We start from the raw sequence: 18,829 nt of genomic DNA on the forward strand, positions 1-18,829 counted from the left end.
CCTTTCCTGGGTTGACTTACAAAGGGAGGGGTCACTGGTTCGAACCCAGTACCGCCCACCTGCGAAAAGAGCCCCGTCTCCCTCAGGAAAACGGGGCTCGTGCCATTGACGTGCCATCAGCGAACGTAATCGATCTTGTTCAGTGACCACTCGCCTCGGTCGGTAGGACCTGTGCGATCTTGCCGTTCATGACATCGGCGATCTTGTGGTCCGCCTCAGCCGTGCGGTGCTGGTAGATCATCGCGACGCGCACGTTGTCATGGCCCATGCGGGCCATCAGGTCGCGGAGGGAAGCGGCACTGGCCGCGATCGTGTTCCCGGTGTGGCGAAGATCGTGAAAGTGGAGCCCGGGAACACCGAGCTTGCGGGTCGTCTCGCTCCACTTGGCGGCCCCCCGGAAGTTGCTGCGCCGCAGGATGCCGCCGTTCGCACCGGCGAAGACGAGCGCGGTCGGTTCCCACTCGGTGAACTGGTCGAGGTGCTGTCGCAGCGCCGGAATGATCGCCTCTGGGATCGCCACCGTCCGCAGACCGGCACGGGACTTGGGCGGCCCGGCGAGGAGTTCGCCCGTGTCCGACTCGACGTGCTGTTGCCGAACGCTGACGGTCCCGGCGTTCAGGTCCGGGTCCATCCGCCGCAGCGCCCGCGACCTCGCCCCACCGCAGGCTTGCGAGGGTGGCGAGCAGGATCAACGCGCGCAGCCGTACCGGCACCAGGTCGGCGAGCTGGAAGACCTGGGCCACCGTGAGGACCGGCCGCTCTTCCGACTTCTCCTCGCCGGCACCCCGAATGCGGCAGGGGTTGCGCGGGATGAGCTGGTCGTCCGTCGCGGTCATGAGCACGGCCCGCAGGAACCGGTACGCCTTCGCGATCTCCGTTGCCCCGATGCCGCTGCTCGCCAGGGTCGCGCGCCACTCGCGGACCATTTCCGTATTGATCTTCCCGAGGGGGACGCTGCCGAAATACGGAGCGACGTGCCGCCGGAGAAGCGCCTGGAGCTGGTTCATGTGGTTGCGCCAGCGCTGTCGTCCGTGGACCGAGCGGAGCAGCCGCACGCCGACCGGGGCCAAGTCGGGATCACCGGGCTTGACCGGTCGCCAGATGTAGCGGTGGGGATCGACCGCTCGTCAGGCAGGCCAAGGGCTTCCAGGACCCAGGTACGCCGGTCCTGCTTGTGCTCGGTCAGCGTCTTGTTCGACCACTTCCGGGAGACGAGCACGCGGCGGCCCGCGTAGCCGAGGTGATCGGGCGTGTGCGCGAGCTGGCTCGCTTTCGCGGAGCTGTCTTCGAAGATCCCGAGTCCGGATAGCTACGCTGGATGCGCAAGCTGGGGGAGGTTGCGATTTGTATGGGTGACGGGCACGGGCCCGGACGGTCTGAGCAGGAGGACCCGCTCGGAGCCGAATGGGAGAGGCACCGGCCCGCGGTTTTCGGTGTGGCCTACCGGCTGCTGGGGAGTGTGGCCGATGCCGAGGATGTGACCCAGGACGTGTGGCTGCGGGCCACCGGAGCGGATCTGCGAGACATCGGTGATCTGCAGGCCTGGCTGGTGACGGTGGCCGCGCGGCGGTCGTACGACATCCTCAAGAGTGCCCGTTTCCGCCGGGAGACCTATGTCGGGCCGTGGCTGCCGGAGCCGCTGCTGACAGGGCCGGACGCGTCGCAGCCGGTTCTCGTCGACGAGTCCATCAGTTCGGCGATGCTGCTGATCATGGAAGAGCTGAGCCCCCCGGAACGGGTGGCCTTCGTCCTGCACGATGTCTTCGGCCTTGAGTTCGCCCGGATCGCCGAAGTGCTGGACGTCTCCGGGCCCGGTGCCCGGCAGCTCGCCTCGCGGGCACGACGGCGGGTGGCCAAGGCGAAGCAGTCCACGCCGCAGGCGTCGGAGGCGGAGCGCGAACGCGTCCTCACGGTCTTCCGCGCCGCCTACGAGGCCGGGGACCTGGCCGGCCTGGTCAGGCTGCTGCACCCGGACGCCGTATACGTCACCGATGGCGGCGGCAAGGTTTCCGCGGCACGCAAGCTCATCCACGGCGGTGAGCGCATCGCCGAGGTGATGGTGCGTGTGGGGCGCCAGTGGCACCTGGACCGCATCGACGTCGTCGAGGTCGGCGGCGAGCTCGCCCTCGTGTTCCACCGGGAGGGCCGGGTCTACTCCGTCGACACGGTCCAGATCGCAGACGGTCTGATCACCGCGTACCGCAGGGTTATCAATCCCGACAAACTCGTGCGCGTCTGAGCTGTCACACCCGGAGGGGCTACCTCGTCTCCCTGATGAGAACGCAAAACGGGCGACGAAGGAATACACGACAGCAGGTGGGTCGATCCTGCAGAACGGCATACATCCACCTGCTGCGTCACCCCGATGACGAGCCGCTGTGAGTCCTGCGTGTGAACAGGCTGTGCGCTCGAGTCGCCCCTCCCAGTAAGGACCTGTATGCAAGCCATCACTGTGCGAGACCGTAACGCCGGTCTTGCCGGGATGTCCCTGACGGACATGCCCTACCCCCATGCGGCCGAGAACGACGTCATCGTGCGGGTGCACGCCGCCGGCTTCACCCCTGGCGAGCTGGACTGGCCCGCCACGTGGACCGATCGCGCCGGCCGCGACAGGACGCCGAGCGTGCCCGGGCACGAGCTGTCCGGTGTCGTCGTAGAGCTGGGGTACGGCACCACCGGCCTGAGCGTCGGACAGCGGGTGTTCGGCCTGGCCGACTGGACCCGCAACGGCACGCTCGCCGAGTACACCGCGGTGGAGGCACGCAACCTCGCCCCGCTGCCGGCGGACATCGACCACACCGTGGCCGCCGCGCTGCCGATCTCCGGGCTGACCGCCTGGCAGGGCCTGTTCGACCACGGCCGCCTCACCACGGGCCAGACCGTCCTGATCCACGGCGCCGCGGGCGGAGTCGGCTCGATCGCGGTACAGCTCGCGCGCGAGGCCGGCGCCCGAGTGATCGGCACCGGCCGGGCCGCCGACCGGGACGGGGTACTCGGTCTCGGCGCCGACACCTTCGTCGACCTGCAGACTGAGAAGCTCGAGGACGTCGGCGAGGTCGACGTCGTGTTCGATGTGATCGGCGGCGACATCCTCGACCGCTCGGCCGCGCTGGTGCGCGCCGGCGGCACGCTCGTCACCATCGTCCTGCCGCCCAAGGTCCAGCCCAGGGACGGGCGGGCGGTCTTCTTCGTCGTCGAACCCGACCGCGCCCGGCTCGCCGACCTCGCCACACGGCTGAGGGACGGCCGGCTCAAGCCGCTCGTCGGTGCTGTGCGGCCGCTCGCCGAGGCACCCGCGGCGTTCGCCCCCGGCAGGCGCATCCCCGGCAAGACGATCATCCGTGTCACGGAAGACTGAGTAGGAGAGCCATCGTGATTGGAACGCGGATTGCCGGTGGCCTTCTGGCTGTCGGCCTGGTGGCCACGGTCACCGGATGCGCTTCGACAGCAGAGCCCGCAATGAGCAAGGCGTCAGTCGCCGCCGCGAAACCTGTGACTGCCAAGGCGCCGTCCGCCGCCGCGGTTTCGAAGCCACCGTCCGAAACCCTGACGCCTCTGCTCACACAGGCGCTTCCGAACGTCAAGGGCAAGACGTTCACCTCGGCGATCGTCACCCTCCCACCGACTGCACGCGCGATGCCGCACCGGCACGGCTCGGCGTTCGTCTACGCCTTCGTGCTCGAGGGCACTGTTCGCAGCCAGGTCACCGGCGAGCCGGTGCGTACGTTCCATCAGGGCGAGAACTGGGTCGAGCAGCCGGGCGCCCACCACCAGCTCACGGAAAATCCCAGTCAGACGGAACCGGCGAAGCTGCTGGTCGTCTTCGTCTCCAACACCGGAGAAGAGCTCAAGGTCAACGACCCGGGCTCATAGCCCTGGGCACGCAGCGGGCGGCAACACTCCGCACGAACTCTGCCCCTGCCAGAACACACACCACCCGCCACCAAGACGCGCCCGAAGGGCGCGGCGCAGACCACCAAGGAATCAAAGAAACCATGACCAACCACCAGCGCGTCAACATCGGCGAGCAGCACCCGGCCGCCTACAAGGCCCTCATCGCCCTGTCGTCGGAGGTGGAAGAGGCCGCTGCCGCGGCGGGCCTCAACCCGCTCCTGGTCGAGCTGCTGAGGATCCGCGCCTCCCAGATCAACGGCTGCGCGTTCTGCCTGCGCATGCACACCCGCGCCGCCCTGAAGAAGGGCGAGAATCCCGACCGGATCGCCGTGCTGCCCGCCTGGGCAGAGACCGACTACTTCTCCGAGACCGACCGCGCCGCCCTCCGCCTGACCGAGGCGATCACACGCGTGCCGGACGGACACGTCAGCGACGAGGACTTCGACGCCGCCGCGGCCGTACTCACCGCAGACCAGATCTCGGCAGTCGCCTGGCTGGCAACCGTGATGAACGCCTTCAACCGCGTCGCGATCACGAGCCGGTACCCCGTCGGCGGCTGACCTCCACGGTGACACCGGCCCGTCCGGTTGTCTCGGCTCCGGAATATTTGCACTAGTAACAGGATGTATGTAATGACTTTCGACGATTCGTCCCTGCCGCCGGTCCTTCCGGAAGATGCCGCGGCCCTCGTGGCCGCGGTGGCAGGTTCGGTTCTGCTGCCGGGCGACGCGGGATACGACGAGGAACGCGCCGTCTTCAACCTGAATCACGAGCTGGTGCCCGCGTTGATCGTGGTGGCGGAGAGCGCTGCCGATGTCCAGGCAGCCGTCGCGTTCGCGGCGGGGCAGCACCGGCCGGTCCTGGTGAAGACCACCGGCCACCAGATGGTCGGCCCGGCGCACGGCGCCGTCGTGATCGCGACCCATCGGATGAATGACGTGGCCATCGACTCGGTCGGCCGCACTGCCCGGGTCGGCGCCGGAGCGATATGGTCCGAGGTCGTCGAGAGGGCGGCCAAGGACGGGCTGGCCCCGCTGAACGGGTCGAATCCCACGGTGGGAGTCTCCGGTTACACCCTGGGCGGCGGCCTCAGCCCGACCCTCGGCCGCTCCCAGGGCTACGCCGCCGACCATGTGCGCTCGCTCGAGGTGGTGACCGCGGACGGCGAACTGCGGCATGTCGACGCGGAGTCCGAACCCGAACTGTTCTGGGCGCTGCGCGGCGGCAAGGGTAACTTCGGAGTGGTCACCGCGCTGGAATTCGCCTTGTTCCCGGTGCCCCGCCTCTACGGCGGCGGCATCTACTTCCCCGGTGAGCGGATGGCCGACGTGCTGCGCGCCTGGACCGCCTGGCACCCCGGCACACCGGAGACCATGATCTCGTCGTTCGCCGTGCTGCGGCTGCCACCGCTGCCCGAACTGCCCGAACCGCTACGCGGGGCGTTCGTGGTGTCTCTGCGGTTCGCCTACAACGGCACGGCCGAGGACGGTGAGCGGATGATAGCGCCGCTGCGGGCGGTAGCTCCGGCGGTCCTGGACACCGTGAGGGACATGCCGTACGCCGAGGTCGCGTCGATCCACGACGAGCCGACCGACCCGTTGCCCTACTACGAACGGGGCATCATGCTGCGGGAGTTCCCCGCGGAGGCGCAGGACAAGCTGGTCGAACTCGTCGGCCCGGGCTCCGAAACGACCCTGTGGATCGCCGAACTGCGTGCCCTGGGCGGGGCGTGGGACCGGGAGCCGGCGGTGCCCAACGCCGTGGCGACCAGGGGCCTGCCGTACAGCCTGTTGGGCGTCGAGGTCGGTCCGCTGTCGGAGGAGCAGCGGCTCAAGGAGTCGGTCGCCGCGCTGCTCGACGGAATGGAGCCCTGGCGGGGCGACCGGCGGCTGGTGAACAACCTCGCGCCGGATGAGGCTACCGACGCCGCCGCGATCTACGGCCCGGAGCGCTACGAGCGCCTGGCGGCCGTCAAGAAGACCTACGACCCGGCCAACATGTTCCGGATCAACCACAACGTGGCGCCGGCCGCCTGATCAGACACTGGCCGACCGGGCGGGGCCGGACGTGATCAATTCGTCGATCATGTCCGGCACCACCGCTCTCGAGTAGAGCCAGTCCTGCTCGGTGTCGCAGCCGATCCGGCGCCGGGCGGCCACCAGCTCGGCCAGGTCGCTGGAGGTGATCCCGGGCTCCGGACCTGCGTCGATGCGGTCTTGTCTGCGCCAGTTGCAGCTGGTCTGGTCGCTGATCTGCAGATCGGCGGCCACCTGCTGCACGGTGCGGTCCGCCTTCAGCAGGTCCAGGACTCTGCGACGGAACTCGGGGGGTGGGATCTGACCGCCTTGAAGTGGCACGATGCCTGCATGCAGCTTGATCAAACCCTTGTCGACGCAGCCATCGCACAGATGGATCGACGATGGCCGGCTGATGAGCCAGGTGGTGCTGCCGCCGTCTACTTGGAGGACGGGAAGATCCGCTGCGCGACCTCTACGCGGGCACCGGCGTACAGGTCCGGACCGCGCGGGTCACCGCTGTCGATGTGGAAGGCAAGACCGTCGACCTCGGCGGTGAGACCCTCGCCTATGACACCCGCGTGTACGCCCTGGGCAGCGCCGGCGCCGATCACGGCGTCCCTGGTGTCGCGGAGCACGCCTACAACGTGGCCGGCAAGCAGGCCGCTCTCCGGCTGCGGGCGCGCCTGAGCGAGGTGAAGCCCGGTGGGACCGTGCTGATCGTGGGCGGCGGCCTGACCGGTATCGAGGCGGCCACCGAGATCGCCGAAGCCCACCCGGACCTTGAGGTGGCCATCGCCGCCCGCGGCCGCGTCGGCGGCTGGCTCAGCGACAAGGCGCAGCGCCACTTGCGCGGGGCCTTGGACCGCTCGGCATCACGGTTCACGACCATGCCGACATCACGCGCGTCGAAGCGGACCGCCGCCCGCATCAAGGAGATGATCTGCGCCAGCGCGGCCTGGAGCGTCTCCCACCCCACCATGATGCTGCCGAGCCGCCGCCACCTCGCGGTCACGGGCGCAGTGGACACCCGACGACCCCTCAAGCGGTCATGACGAAGGGCGTTGCGATTGCCTGAGTCGCGCCGGGCCCCGTGCGTACGCTGGTGGCATGAGCGCGCAACCACAGGAGCTCACTCCTGCAGGTCCTCTTCCAGAGCAGAATCTGTGCGCAATTCGTAGGGCTTTGGTCGTGCCGCAGGACCGAGATGGGTTCGACTCAGGTCTCGACGTCGTCCTGGCTGAGGTCCGCGCGAGTCCGGACCTCTGGGGTCGAGCGGAAGCCGATCGTCAGCATGGTCTCCCCCTGGTCCGAGAGCACGGCGATGAATGCTGATGGCAGAGTGAAAGTCTGGTACCGGTTCGTACCGCGTGAGGGATGGCCGCAGTTCGACCAGGAAGGCGTGTGGGCGACCCCGCTCGGCGGGGATCTCGCACAGGTGGACAACGTCCCGTTCTTCGTCGACGGCGCTGCCGAGGGCGACATCGTGCGGTTCATCATGGACGCCGATGGCGTCCGATGGGTCGAGGAGCGCGTCGAATGGTCCGGTAGGTGCACAATCCTCGTGCTGCCGGTCAGTGGGGGGCCGAAGGCGACCGCCAGGGCGGTGCACGAGGTATTCGCTCCGTTGGGCATCGGAGCGGAGGCGTACAGCGCGGAATTCCCACTCGTCGCTCTCAGCGTGCCTTCCGATGCCGACGTCCGCGCCGTAAAAGCAGAGCTGAACCGAGGCGTGGAGGCGGGATGGTGGGACTACCAAGAGGCCTGCGTCGGGGATGCTTGGCGTACGGCATAGCAGCCGGGCACGTCCTCTCATCCAGGGCGGTCACCGGGTGACGACCGGAGTGGACGAGGCCGGACGGCGGTGGACGATGAGGACCTCAGGCCCAGTCCGGGGCGGGTGGCGCGCTCACGAGGCCGTCCCGGTCGACGACGGCGGGACGTGGCCGAGTCCCGGGTGTCCCGGCCACGTCCGGCCGCCCGCTCGGATCGGGACGGCGGCGCCGGGGGTGTGATCAGCTGGCCTCGCCGGTGGGCATGATCGTGACTTGCTGAAGGTTGACCCGTGCCGGCTGGGAGGCGAGGAAACCGACGGTGTGGGCGACGTCCTCCGACGTCAGCCACTCCATCGTCTGCTTGGAGCCCTCCAGCCACTCCAGCGCCCCGGCGTCGGTGACGTGGCTCTGCAGTTCCGTACCGACGATGCCCGGCTCGATCGCCGACACCCGCACCTTCTTCGGGCCCAGCTCCATACGCAGGTGCCGGGACAGGTGCGAGACATAGGCCTTGGTGGCCGAGTAGACGGCGAAGTTCGGGAAGAGGTTCTGCGCGGCGATCGAGGAAGTGTTGATCAGGTCGCCGACGCCGCGTTCGGCGGCCGCCTCGACCAGCTGGGGAACGAACGCCCCGATGGCGTTCATCAGGCCGGTGATGTTCAGGTCGATCTGGCGCTGCCACTGGTCGCCGGCCAGCTCCTGAATCGGAGCCGGGAGCATCACGCCTGCGTTGTTGAACAGCAGGTCCGCGCCGCCCAGGTCGTTCTTCACGCGGCTGGCGGCGGCGCGTACGGCTCGGGCGTCGGTCACGTCGGCGGCGATCGCCAAGGCGGTGCCACCCTTCTCTTCGATGCGGGAGACCAGCTCGGCGAGCCTGTCTTCGCGCCGGGCCAGCACGGCGACCTTCGCTCCCAGCGATGCCAGGTGCTCAGCGGTCGCTTCACCGATGCCGCTGGATGCGCCGGTCACGACGGTGACACGGCGGGCAAGCGGGGCGACAGAGGTCTGCGAGGTCATGGAGGTACCTTCCGTGGAACTTTCGGGCGGTGGTCCGTTCATCCGGGCCGCCCATCCAGCACACCACCGCCGGACCCACCGCCAAGAGCACCTGCCGTACCCTGCCGAGACTGGTACCGGCAGGGCCACCCACACCGGAAACGCCGCACATGCGAGACGTCACACTGGGGGTATGGACAGCCGAAGCGAGCTCGCCGACTTTCTTCGTATCCGGCGTGGCCGCCTGAAGCCTGACCAGGCAGGGCTGCCCGAGGACGGCCGCACGCGCCGGGTTTCGGGACTGCGTCGCGACGAGGTCGCCCGGCTCGCCGGGGTGAGCACCGAGTACTACACACGGCTCGAACAGGGCCGGGCCGGCAACCCTTCGCCCGAAGTCCTTGAGGCTCTTGGCCGGGCCCTGCACCTGGACGCGTCCGAGACGGAACATATGCGTGATCTGCTGAGCCGGCCGAACGCCGCCGCTCGCCGCGCCCACACCGGCCCACAGCGTGTCCGTCCAGGCCTTCACCTGATGCTGCGGACGTTGCAGCACGTGCCGGCATTCGTCCTCGGCCGGCGGACCGACGTCCTGGCCTCCAACCGACTGGCCCGGGCCGTCCTCACCGACTTCGACGCCCTGCCCGTGCCGGCCCGCAACCTGGCCCGCTACTACCTGCTCGACCCCTCTGCCCGGCAGACCGTCGGCGACTGGGAACGCATCGCTGCCGAAACCGTGGGAATCCTTCGCCTGGAGGCCGGTCGCCGGCCCCACGACCGGCAACTCGCAGACCTGGTGGGCGAGCTCATGCTGCGGTCACCGCACTTCACCACCTGGTGGAACGATCACCGGGTGCTACGGTGCACCCACGGTGCGAAGCTCCATCATCACCCTGTCGTCGGTGACCTGCATTTCGTCTTCGAGTCCTTCCCGGTTCCCGGAGACGCGGAACAGACCCTGTACGTCTACAACGTGGAACCGGACTCGCCCACCGAACAGGCGCTGCGCCTGTTCGAGTCCTGGAACGCACCCGCCCCTGACCGAGAATCGGCCCGGCCCGCGCCGCCCTCAGGCTGATGCCGCACAAACCCTCGGCCTCGGCAGGGGCTGTCATTCCCAGTGACGCTTTCCGCGACGCTCGATTATGTGAGCCGGGCCGGGGTCTCGCTACTTCGAGGCGGCCCGCACATGCTTGCGAATGTGCTCCGCCCAGGTCTCCGGAGAGTCGACGGGGCTGAAATGCCCTGTGTTCTCCATGATGTGCAGGTCGTAGTCGCTGTAGTAGTCGTCCAGCGTGTCGTTCCATTCCACGGGGAAGAGCGCATCGCTGTCCGGCCACAGGATGGTGACATTCTTCGAAAACCTGTCACCCGGCGCCGGTTTGGTCTCGTTGGCGTAGTAGGTGATGGGGTTGCCCTCGGGGTGGCGGAACCACATCGCGCTGGCCAGGAATGCGCCTGGTTCCGAGTGATTCCCGGTGAGATGGTCGAGGAGAGCGTCGACCGCTGGGGAGCCGGGGGGCGACCAGCTCACCAGATTCTCCCGCAGCACGGCACGGACGGCTTCCGGCTTTCCGTCGATCAGGTCCTCGACCAGTCTGGTCTTGTACATGATCGCGTGGAGGAAGGCGTTGACCGCCTTCTCCTCCAGGATTCGCCGCCCGACGCCCATGGTCGGCGGTGCGATGACCAGGGAGTGCGCCAGGTCCGGGCGCTTCATGGCGAGCGTCTGGACGGTGAAGCTGCCCACGTCGTACCCGCACAGCACCGCGTTGCCGATGCCCAGTTCGTCGATGAGCGCGATGACACCGTCGACCTGGCCGCTGAGTGAATAGGCGTTGCCGACGTCCTTCAGGTGTTTGTCGGATTTCCCGTACCCGCGCAGGTCCGGGGTCACCACGTCTACGGTGTCACCCAGAAGCGGCACCACGCGGGAAAACTCCATGTGATCTCCCGGGTTGCCGTGTACGAGCAAAACAGGTGTTCCGTGGCCCGAGCGTTCGTAGAAGATTCTGAAGCCCTGTGTCGGCTGCGAAAAAGGCATGGCAAACGCCTCCAGTCGCCTATCGGCCGACTACCCGGAGATCAGCGCGGCCTGAGCGTGAACGCTGCTCCTCCCGTCGTGTTGTCCCCTTGCGAACACTGTGGAGTGTGCTGCCGTACCACACATCGGGGGGTTCCTCGGGATTTTGACGCCTTGGAAGCCGAATCATGGGCATATGGAGACCCCGGAGTCCCTGGTTCTCCGAAACCTCATCGCATCGAAGGTCATGGAATCTGATCGGCGGGACCGTTCGTTCTGCTGTGTCCCGCTGTGCGGGCGGTGCCCCACTAAGATCGCATCCCGTGCCTCCGAATGGCTTCTGGCGGATTATCAGGATTGTTTTAGTAGGTCTGGTTCTTGCGGCGGCGGTCGTGGGGCTGGTGCTCGGCGACGCTTGGCTCTGGGCTGCCGTCGAATGGTCGCCGCCGGCCGTTGCGGAGTTCTACATAGGCGGCGGGTTCGACACCCCGACGGTTGTGGCGCTGCTCGTGGCCGCTCTCGTGAAGGCCGCGCTCCTGTGGCTGATCCTGCGTGCTCCCGCGCCGGGACCGCTGGACCGCCGGGCGAAGGCACTGCGCCGGCTGCTGTATCTGGCGGTGGCGTACGCCCTCGTGCTGCGGTATCCGATCGCGCTGCTCCCCGACGCGGTCGATGCGGCATTCCAGCTCGCGTTGTGGACCGCGATCGACGTCCTCTATCTGCTCGTCATCCGCTGGCGGTCCCGCATGCTGCGCGCGGCGGCCGGAGCCGTGTTCGCGGTCGAACTGGCCGCGATGGCCGACGTACTGCTCGACGAACTCGACCTCCCGGAGCTTGGATCGGGCTACATCGTCGAACTGGCCTTGATGCTGGGCGGAGTGGCGGCGACCCTCATCACGCTCGTCGGGCAGCGCCGCGACGGCCGCTGGAGCCGCGGCACGCAGACGGCCGGGTGGCTGTCAGTGGGTGTCTACGCGCTGGTGTTCCCGCTCGACGTCTTCGGAAGAATGTCCGGCGGCGATATGACGGTGCCGGTCATGATGGACGCGCTGGGATACGTCGGCACCGTGTGGATCGCGGCGACCGCCCGTGAACTGCCCGCCGAGGGCCGCCCGGCGGACCTGCCGCCCGCGCGGCGGCGCGTGATCCGCGTCGCGGTGACGGCCGTGGCCGTACTGCCGATCATCGCACTGATCCACCCGGAGGCTACCCCGCACCTCACCTACACCGGCTGGTCGATGGACTGCTACGACCGGCCCAGCTTCGGCGACCTGAAACCTGCGGAACGCGACGCCGCGTTCCTGTGCCGGGCGCGGAGCACAGAGGGCGGAGTCCCGCCCATGTTCCCGGACAGCCTGTCGGACCAGGAGATCCTCGCGTACGGGCGGGCGCTGTGCCGGGCGAAGGACCGCGACGAGCAGCGGGCGCTTCTGACGCGGGCCGGGAGCGCGTCCGCGCGCAGCGCGGACCAGTGGGACCTCGTCTACGTCTGCCCGGAGATCGTCGGCGCAGCCCATCCCGAGCTGCTGTGGTCGACCACGGAGGCGGAGGCGGCGAACGCCGCCTACATCGCCGAGAAGAACGCGAAGTGCCGCGACCCGTGGCCCCGGACGAAGGGCGTCGTCCAGGCCACGGCCAACTACTTCCTGTTCGTCGACGGCGATCCCGGCTATCTGGTCCACGACCCCGAAGACGAGGCGGCCGACGAGGCGGCGGAGCAGGCGATGGGCAAGGTCTACGACGACAGCACCCGCGTCGGGGTGACCGACAGCGCGGTGCTCATCGGCCATGTCGCAGACGTCGCCGACGTTTGTCTCACAGTGAAGGCCTTCCGCACCCCGCCGCCGCAGCGGACGGCCGGATGGGATCAGGTCAACGAGGTGCCGATCGTCAGCCGCAGCGGCCAGCTCACCGTGCCGGAGATGGGCGAGGGCGGAGAGGTGGGCGCTGGTGCCCCGATGCCGAACCTGGCGATCGCGGGGAAGGGCCGATACCGGCTCCGTGTCTACGTGCGGGTCGACGATGCAGAAGAGGAGCAGCACCTGGTCGTCGTCTTCCCGGGCGCGTCGAGGAAGAGGCTCAAGCTGAAGCCGCGACCTGTTGCGGGGCGCGCGCTCTCCTTCAACAGCCCTTCTTCGGGCGGTCGGAGGGCGGTGGCCCGCGGCGCCGGCGGCCGATCACAGGCAGAGCTGTGGTCGTGAGTGCCATACGCCGCGAGCCGGGGCCGGGGCCGTTGGTGCGCGGCCGTGTCAGCGGCCGGGGTGGACGAGGCCGCATTCGTAGGCGAAGACCACGGCTTGGACGCGGTCGCGGAGACCCAGCTTGCCGAGGATGCGGGTGACATGGGTCTTGACCGTCGGCCCGCTGAGGAAGAGTTCCGCGGCGATCTCCGCGTTGGAGCGGCCTCGAGCGATGAGCCGCAGTACCTCGAGTTCGCGTGGGGTCAGCGTCTCGAGTCCGGCCGGGCGGTCAGAGCCCGGCCGCGGGCGGCGGACGTAATCCTCGATCATCCGCCGGGTGATCTCCGGTGCCAGCAGTGCCTCGCCCGCGGCGACCGTACGGACGGCCCCGGCCAGCTCGCGCGGCGGAGCGCTCTTGAGCAGGAAGCCGCTCGCCCCGGCCCGCAGCGCCTGGTAGACGTACTCGTCCTCATCGAATGTCGTGAGGATGAGGATGCGCGCCCGGCAGGTGCCGCCGTTCAGCAGATGGCGCGTCGCCTCGATGCCGTCCAGGCGTGGCATGCGGATGTCCATGAGGATGACGTCGGGCTGCAGCACCGACCCTCGGTCGATGGCCTCGATGCCGTCGACCGCCTCGCCCACCACCTCGATGTCGTCCTGACCCTCCAGAATCGAGCGGAAGCCGCCGCGTACGAGGGCTTGGTCGTCGACGAGCAGGACTCTGATCATCGCTGGCCCGCCTCCAGCGGCAACCGCGCCGTCACGGTGAAGCCACCGCCGGGCGTGCCCGCCGTCTCGAGTGAGCCGCCATAGAGCCCGACCCGTTCGCGCATCCCGATCAGGCCGTGCCCGACGCGGTTGGCGCCTGCTCCGCCCGACCCGCCCGCTCGCCCGGTGTCGCGGACGCTCACCTGTACGGACTGGTCGTCGTAGCGCAATCTGACGTGCGCGGTGGTCGGCGCGGCGTGTTTCAGCACGTTGGTGAGCGCCTCCTGCACGATCCGGTAGACGGTCAGGTCCACACCGGGTGGAAGCGGGCGGCTCGAACCCTCCACGGTGAGCTCGACGGGCAGGCCGATCGCGGCCATGTGGCCGACCAGTTCGGCCAGATCGGCCGTGCCTGGCTGCGGCTTGAGCGCGAGCCGGGCCCGTTCCCCGCGCAGCAGGCCGAGCATGCGCCCGAGTTCCCCGACGGCCTGCCGTCCGGTCTCCTGGACCGAGCGCAGCGGTGCTCGCGCCTTCTGCGGGTCACGGTCGAGCAGGTCCTCGGCGGCGCCCGCCTGGACCACCATGACGCTGACGCAGTGGGCCACGATGTCGTGCAACTCGCGCGCGATGCGGGCGCGCTCCTCGGCGAGCGCGGCTCGGATCGCTCCCTCGCGCTCGGCCTCCAGCCGCCGGGCCCGGGCGCGGTCGTCGGAGTGGCTGCGGGCGCGGGCACGCAGCACCCGGCCGGCGACGAAACACACCGCCAGAGGCACCGCGACGAACGGGATGTTGCCGACGGTGCCGGACTCGGGGTTGCGCAGAAACACGACGACCAAGCCCACGCCGACGGCCGCCAGGCCGATGAAGGCCCGCGCCGGCTCGCTGTGCCGGGCCACCGAGTAGGTGGCGACCAGGATGGGCAGGAAGTCGCCCCACAGTGTGACCGTCAGCGGCGTCACCAGCATCGGCCCGGCGATCGCGACCGCGATGATGACGGCCGTGGCGAGCGGCGTCACCCGGCGCAACGCCAGGATCGAGGTCGCCACCAGCGTGGAGGCGACCACGGCCGGCATCGGGCCGTACGGCGTCGAGTTGTCGAGATGGAACGAAAGGTCGGCCTGGGCGAAGCCGGTGATCACAAGGGCGAGCAGCGCGTCGGGGAGCAGCCCGGCCGGTCTGTGCCGCAGCCACGCACGCGTCGGCGACTCCACCCGCGACTGGGCCGGGTTCGTCACGTCCATCACAACCGCAAGTTACCTACGGGCGCGCTCGCGTGGCGTCATCCGCAGGTCGCATTTCCGGTCGCGTGGTTCGCGACCGGGGTATCGACCGGTGCCGACCCCGGTACGACGACGCCGCGGGTGCGCAGGGCCGACGCTGAGGACGCGCAGCCGGCGGACGGCCTTTGCGCACAGCGCCTGGCGCTGCGAACCATGGAGGAGACCATGACCGTGAACATGAGACGCCTCGCCGGGTGGGCGCTCGTCGCCGGCACGATCGTCGCGTTGGCGGGTTACCTCGCCGCCAACCTGCTCGCGCCGGGCAACGGCGACGAGGTGTTCCGATACCAGAACTGGCCGCTGTTCGAGGGGATCGCGCTGGTCGGGGACGTCGTCGTCGCGCTGGGACTGCCGGTGATCCTGACCTTCGCCGGGCGTGCGCCGAAGCTGCACATGGCCGGCTACGCCGGGGTGTTCGCCGCGCTGGTGATGCTCAATGTCGGCGAGGGCACCACTGAGGCGTTCGTCAAACCGTATCTGGCCGGCCACGGCGGCATCCCCGCGCAGGAACCGCCGGGTTTCGCCGCCTTCGAGGGTGTCGCGCTCCTGGCGCTGGTCGTCGGCTCGATCTGCCTCGGCATCGCCGTGCTGCGGGCGCGGACGCTGCCGTGGTGGATCGGGGTGGCGTTGATCGTCTCGTGCCTCCTCGGCGCCCTTGGGCTGCCCGGGGCCTGGTTCCTGGTGCCCGACGGCGTCTTCTTCGCGGCGCTGTTCGCCATCGGCGTCTTCGCCGTGCGGGGACGGCCGGACCATACCCCCGCGACGGCCGGGCAGCCGGCCGCCGGGACCCGGAGCTGATCTTCTCGTTTCGCTGTGGGGGCACTTCGCGGTACGGCTGTCCGGGCGTGAGCCACTGATACGTCCTCAGTCGTAGGTCGAGATCTCGATGAGGTTGTGGTCCGGGTCGCGGATGTACAGGCTGGTGATCGGGCCGAGCGCGCCGGTCCTGGGAACCGGGCCCTCCTCGATGGTTACGCCCGCGGCGGTTAGATGGGCGGCCACCTGATCCAGAGGCGAGTGGGTGATCAGGCAGAGGTCGGCGCTGCCCGGCACGGGGCGGAGGGCGTGTGGCCGAATCTCGTTTCCGGCCTGGTGCAGGTTGATCTTGCTGGAGCCGAAGACGAGCGCGTGGCGGCCGCCGCCGAAGGTCACCGGCTCCATGCCCAGGGCGTCCCGATAGAAGTCGATAGTCCGGGGGATGTCGGCCACGGTCAGGACCAGGTGATCGAGGCTCGCGATGCGGACGGCGAAGGTCTCCTTGACGGCCTCCCAGGCGGCCGGTGGCAGCAGGTCCCGGTTGCGGGCGAAGAACGCGTGGAGCGCGGTCCCGTGTTTCGCGCGGATCTCCGGGTTGTGCCGGGCGACGTCGATCTCGTTCGCGGCCGTGATCAGGATGAACGCCCGGAGTTCGGCGGCGGAGGGGTCGACCCGCCGGCCCGTGAACCGGTCCGTGAAGCGCAGGGCGGGATAGGTGGCCGCGCGGTCGCACGAGGCGTAGAGGTACACCAGCGCCTCGGCCGGGGCCCCGATCACCTCGGCCAGCGCGGCGCGATCGGCGAGGTCGAGGAGCCGGTGGCCGAAGCCGTCCGTGCCGTAGGCCGCGTGACACAGGCCGGCGAGCTGCACCTCTTCAGGCGCGTCCCAGTCCTTGAGCTGGGCGGCGACGCGGTGCAGGTGCTCCAGGAGCGTGCCGCCGGGGTGAGGGAGCCCGGCGGCGCCCTTGGAGGCGAGGAATGCGGTCGAATCCGTAAAGGTATCCGCTGACATATTCGCCTTGTATACACCGGCGGGTGAGACCGTCCCCGGCGCGGGGCCCTGATGCGGAGGTCCGTTTCCGCGGTCCCCGGGGCGGCAGCGGCCGCCACGAGGCCGAGCCGGAGGAGAGCACGGCGGCCGCCGATCTGATCCTTTCAGACGAGGACCTCCCCGCCGTGGACACGCGTGCCTGGTCAGGCGCCTCCGCCGGACGGAGCGGGCCGCGACCGGTACCGGGTCCGATCAGCGCGGGCGTACAGTCCGAGGCGGTCCAGGATTTCCGGGAACGCCCGCCTTCGGCCTCGTCGCGGACGACCGGAAAGCCGGCCGAAGAACGCCGGCGGGACTGGGACGCCCGACAGCGACGACGCTCACTGGAGGCGTGTGATGACGCCCGCTCATCCGGCCGTTCACCACGGTGCTCGTTATGCCGCCGCACGCGGAAACACGGCCCGAACGCGGGATCCTGCCCTGCACCGGCAGATTCTGTTCCTGATCGTCGCGGGAGCGTTCGCCGTGCACGCCAGCGGGCTCGGCAACGGCTTCATCTATTTCGACGATCCCGAGGGCGTGGTGGACAACGTCTCCATCCGGGATTTCAGCACGACCAACATCGGCCACTGGTTCACCACGCCGCTGCAGTTCATGTACACGCCGCTGGTGTACGTGTCGTACGCGATCGACTATCTGTTCGGCCAGGGCGCGATCGGCATCTACCACTTTTCGAACCTGATGCTGCACCTGGCCAATGTGGTGCTGGTGTTCCTGCTGTTCCGCCGGCTCACCGAGCGCGCTTTCGTGGCCTGCTTCGTCGCGGGGGCGTTCGCGATCCATCCCGTGAACGTCGACACGGTCGCCTGGATCTCCGCCCGCAGCAACCTGCTGGCCACGCTCTTCTCCCTGGCCGCGATCCTGGTCTACCTGCGATATGTCAGGTCGCTGCGCCGGCAGCCGCTGGCCTGGTCCGTGGTCCTGTTCGGGCTGGCCGCGCTGTCCAAGTCGACCGCCGTCGCGCTTCCCCTGGTGCTGTTCCTCGTGGACCACGTGCAGGGCCGCAGGCCAAGCCGGCGCCTGTTCCTGGAGAAGATCCCGTTCGCCGTCATCGCCGCGGTCACGGTTCTCGTCGCGCTGAACGTGCGGCAGGACGTGATCCCCCCGCAGGGATACACCGTTGCCGACCGGATCCTCCTGACCTGCTCGGCGGTGGTCAACCACCTGGTGCAGGCGGTCTATCCGTTCCACCTGTCCCTCGCCTACGCCTACCCCCACAAGCCCTTCCCCTGGTACCTCTACGCTTTCCCGCTGGTGCTCGCAGCCGGGGGCGCCGCTTTGTGGCTGGTGAGGCCGGCGCGCAGAATCGTCGTCTTCGGGCTCGGGTTCTTTGCGGTCACCATCGCGCCGACCCAGGCCGTGCTTCTCATCGACGGCTACCACGCGAACCGCTACGCGTACCTGCCGTATCTCGGCCTGTTCTTCATTTGCGGATATCTCGCGGACGCGGCGCTCCGGCACCGCGATCGCCGGCTGCGTGCCGGCGCGATCGGGGCGATGGCGGTTTTCGCGGTCCTCTTCACCACGCTGACCGTCATCCGGAACACGGCCTGGCGGAACACGGAAACCATCATGAGCGACGCCATCGCCAAAGAGCCGGGCGTCGCATTGGCGTACAGCAGCCGGGGCATCGCGAGATTCCGCGGCGGCGACTACACCGGCGCCACAACGGATCTACAGCGCACCGAGGAACTCGACCCGGACTTCGTCCTGGCGCACCACTATCTCGGCCTGATCAAGTACTACAACGGCGACTACACCGGGGCGCTCGGCGAGCTCGACTACGAGGTGTCGCGGCTTCCGACCTTCGCGGTCGCCTACAGCGAGCGCGGCAAGACCAAAATCGCGCTGAAGGACTACTCGGGCGCGTACGCGGACCTTTCCACGGCCATCGCCTACGACCCGCAGCTGACAGAGGCCTACTACTCCCGCGGAGTGGCCGCGATCGGACTGGGTGACCCGCGCGGCGCGATATCCGATCTGAACACGGCGATCGGGCTGATCCCCCAGTACGCCGACGCGTATCACCAGCGTGGAGTGGCCGAATCCCGGCTGGGTGACATCGGCGCCGCCTGCGCCGACTGGAACACGGCTATGTCGCTCGGCAGCCCGGACGCGAACACGTCCCTCGCCGAGAACCACTGCGGCGGTTGAC

At 69.0% G+C, this 18,829-nt stretch carries 19 protein-coding genes; 11 read left to right on the top strand and 8 right to left on the bottom strand.

Features of this window, described 5'->3' with window-relative positions:
- Positions 1-139: 139 nt before the first annotated feature.
- Entirely contained in the window at positions 140-631 is a 492-nt protein-coding gene (locus BXA11_RS11540) for a tyrosine-type recombinase/integrase (protein WP_076434484.1), read from the bottom strand.
- Positions 632-1,003: 372 nt separating this feature from the next.
- Entirely contained in the window at positions 1,004-1,219 is a 216-nt protein-coding gene (locus BXA11_RS44475) for a hypothetical protein (RefSeq protein WP_342201284.1), read from the bottom strand.
- Between the two features lie 129 nt (positions 1,220-1,348).
- On the opposite strand from BXA11_RS44475, the gene sigJ reads away from it, so the two are divergent.
- From sigJ to BXA11_RS11570, 5 genes are all read left to right on the top strand, one after another.
- Positions 1,349-2,239 (top strand): RNA polymerase sigma factor SigJ, encoded by an 891-nt coding sequence (gene sigJ, locus BXA11_RS11550; RefSeq protein WP_076434485.1) that lies wholly within the window; start codon positions 1,349-1,351, stop codon positions 2,237-2,239.
- Between the two features lie 258 nt (positions 2,240-2,497).
- On the top strand, positions 2,498-3,358 hold the full coding sequence (locus tag BXA11_RS11555) for an NADP-dependent oxidoreductase (RefSeq protein ID WP_239104928.1): 861 nt from the start codon (positions 2,498-2,500) through the stop codon (positions 3,356-3,358).
- 14 nt (positions 3,359-3,372) lie between these two features.
- The gene (locus tag BXA11_RS11560) at positions 3,373-3,873 is read left to right on the top strand and encodes a cupin domain-containing protein (RefSeq protein WP_204053577.1); all 501 of its coding nucleotides are present in this window, start codon (positions 3,373-3,375) and stop codon (positions 3,871-3,873) included.
- A 122-nt stretch (positions 3,874-3,995) separates the two neighbouring features.
- Entirely contained in the window at positions 3,996-4,454 is a 459-nt protein-coding gene (locus BXA11_RS11565; protein WP_076434488.1) for a carboxymuconolactone decarboxylase family protein, read from the top strand.
- Positions 4,455-4,526: 72 nt separating this feature from the next.
- On the top strand, positions 4,527-5,930 hold the full coding sequence (locus tag BXA11_RS11570; RefSeq protein WP_076434489.1) for an FAD-binding oxidoreductase: 1,404 nt from the start codon (positions 4,527-4,529) through the stop codon (positions 5,928-5,930).
- Here BXA11_RS11570 and BXA11_RS42035 read toward each other — a convergent pair whose 3' ends face one another.
- On the bottom strand, positions 5,931-6,251 hold the full coding sequence (locus tag BXA11_RS42035) for a transposase (protein ID WP_204053576.1): 321 nt from the start codon (positions 6,249-6,251) through the stop codon (positions 5,931-5,933).
- A 185-nt stretch (positions 6,252-6,436) separates the two neighbouring features.
- Here BXA11_RS42035 and BXA11_RS11585 point away from each other — a divergent pair, with 185 nt between their 5' ends.
- Both BXA11_RS11585 and BXA11_RS11590 read left to right on the top strand, forming a co-directional pair.
- Positions 6,437-6,964 (top strand): FAD-dependent oxidoreductase, encoded by a 528-nt coding sequence (locus BXA11_RS11585; RefSeq protein ID WP_076434490.1) that lies wholly within the window; start codon positions 6,437-6,439, stop codon positions 6,962-6,964.
- Positions 6,965-7,233: 269 nt separating this feature from the next.
- Entirely contained in the window at positions 7,234-7,704 is a 471-nt protein-coding gene (locus BXA11_RS11590) for a DUF4265 domain-containing protein (protein WP_239104927.1), read from the top strand.
- Positions 7,705-7,924: 220 nt separating this feature from the next.
- On the opposite strand, the gene BXA11_RS11595 is transcribed toward BXA11_RS11590, so the two are convergent.
- On the bottom strand, positions 7,925-8,701 hold the full coding sequence (locus BXA11_RS11595) for an SDR family oxidoreductase (RefSeq protein WP_076434491.1): 777 nt from the start codon (positions 8,699-8,701) through the stop codon (positions 7,925-7,927).
- A gap of 172 nt (positions 8,702-8,873) precedes the next feature.
- Here BXA11_RS11595 and BXA11_RS11600 point away from each other — a divergent pair, with 172 nt between their 5' ends.
- Positions 8,874-9,755 carry a helix-turn-helix transcriptional regulator gene (locus tag BXA11_RS11600; RefSeq protein WP_076434492.1) on the top strand — a complete coding sequence of 294 codons (882 nt, stop codon included), beginning with the start codon at positions 8,874-8,876 and terminating at the stop codon, positions 9,753-9,755.
- A 90-nt stretch (positions 9,756-9,845) separates the two neighbouring features.
- Here the strand turns inward: BXA11_RS11600 and BXA11_RS11605 are convergent, their stop codons facing one another.
- Positions 9,846-10,721, bottom strand: a complete 876-nt coding sequence (locus BXA11_RS11605) for an alpha/beta fold hydrolase (protein WP_076434493.1) — start codon at positions 10,719-10,721, stop codon at positions 9,846-9,848.
- 371 nt (positions 10,722-11,092) lie between these two features.
- Between BXA11_RS11605 and BXA11_RS11610 the strand changes: the two genes are divergently transcribed.
- Positions 11,093-12,901: a hypothetical protein gene (locus BXA11_RS11610; RefSeq protein ID WP_076434494.1), complete on the top strand. Its 1,809-nt coding sequence runs from the start codon at positions 11,093-11,095 to the stop codon at positions 12,899-12,901.
- A gap of 48 nt (positions 12,902-12,949) precedes the next feature.
- Here the strand turns inward: BXA11_RS11610 and BXA11_RS11615 are convergent, their stop codons facing one another.
- Both BXA11_RS11615 and BXA11_RS11620 read right to left on the bottom strand, forming a co-directional pair.
- On the bottom strand, positions 12,950-13,609 hold the full coding sequence (locus tag BXA11_RS11615; protein ID WP_030505639.1) for a response regulator: 660 nt from the start codon (positions 13,607-13,609) through the stop codon (positions 12,950-12,952).
- The gene (locus BXA11_RS11620) at positions 13,606-14,829 is read right to left on the bottom strand and encodes a sensor histidine kinase (RefSeq protein WP_076434566.1); all 1,224 of its coding nucleotides are present in this window, start codon (positions 14,827-14,829) and stop codon (positions 13,606-13,608) included. The genes BXA11_RS11615 and BXA11_RS11620 overlap by 4 nt, the downstream gene beginning before the upstream one ends.
- A 204-nt stretch (positions 14,830-15,033) precedes the next feature.
- Here BXA11_RS11620 and BXA11_RS11625 point away from each other — a divergent pair, with 204 nt between their 5' ends.
- Positions 15,034-15,666: a hypothetical protein gene (locus BXA11_RS11625; RefSeq protein WP_143734201.1), complete on the top strand. Its 633-nt coding sequence runs from the start codon at positions 15,034-15,036 to the stop codon at positions 15,664-15,666.
- Positions 15,667-15,732: 66 nt separating this feature from the next.
- On the opposite strand, the gene BXA11_RS41280 is transcribed toward BXA11_RS11625, so the two are convergent.
- On the bottom strand, positions 15,733-16,635 hold the full coding sequence (locus BXA11_RS41280; protein WP_083744155.1) for a VOC family protein: 903 nt from the start codon (positions 16,633-16,635) through the stop codon (positions 15,733-15,735).
- Positions 16,636-17,139: 504 nt separating this feature from the next.
- Between BXA11_RS41280 and BXA11_RS11635 the strand changes: the two genes are divergently transcribed.
- Positions 17,140-18,828 (top strand): glycosyltransferase family 39 protein, encoded by a 1,689-nt coding sequence (locus BXA11_RS11635; protein ID WP_159454763.1) that lies wholly within the window; start codon positions 17,140-17,142, stop codon positions 18,826-18,828.
- The last annotated feature ends 1 nt before the right edge of the window (position 18,829 follow it).

Source organism: Microbispora rosea (assembly GCF_900156315.1).
GTDB classification, from domain to species: Bacteria; Actinomycetota; Actinomycetes; order Streptosporangiales; family Streptosporangiaceae; genus Microbispora; species Microbispora rosea.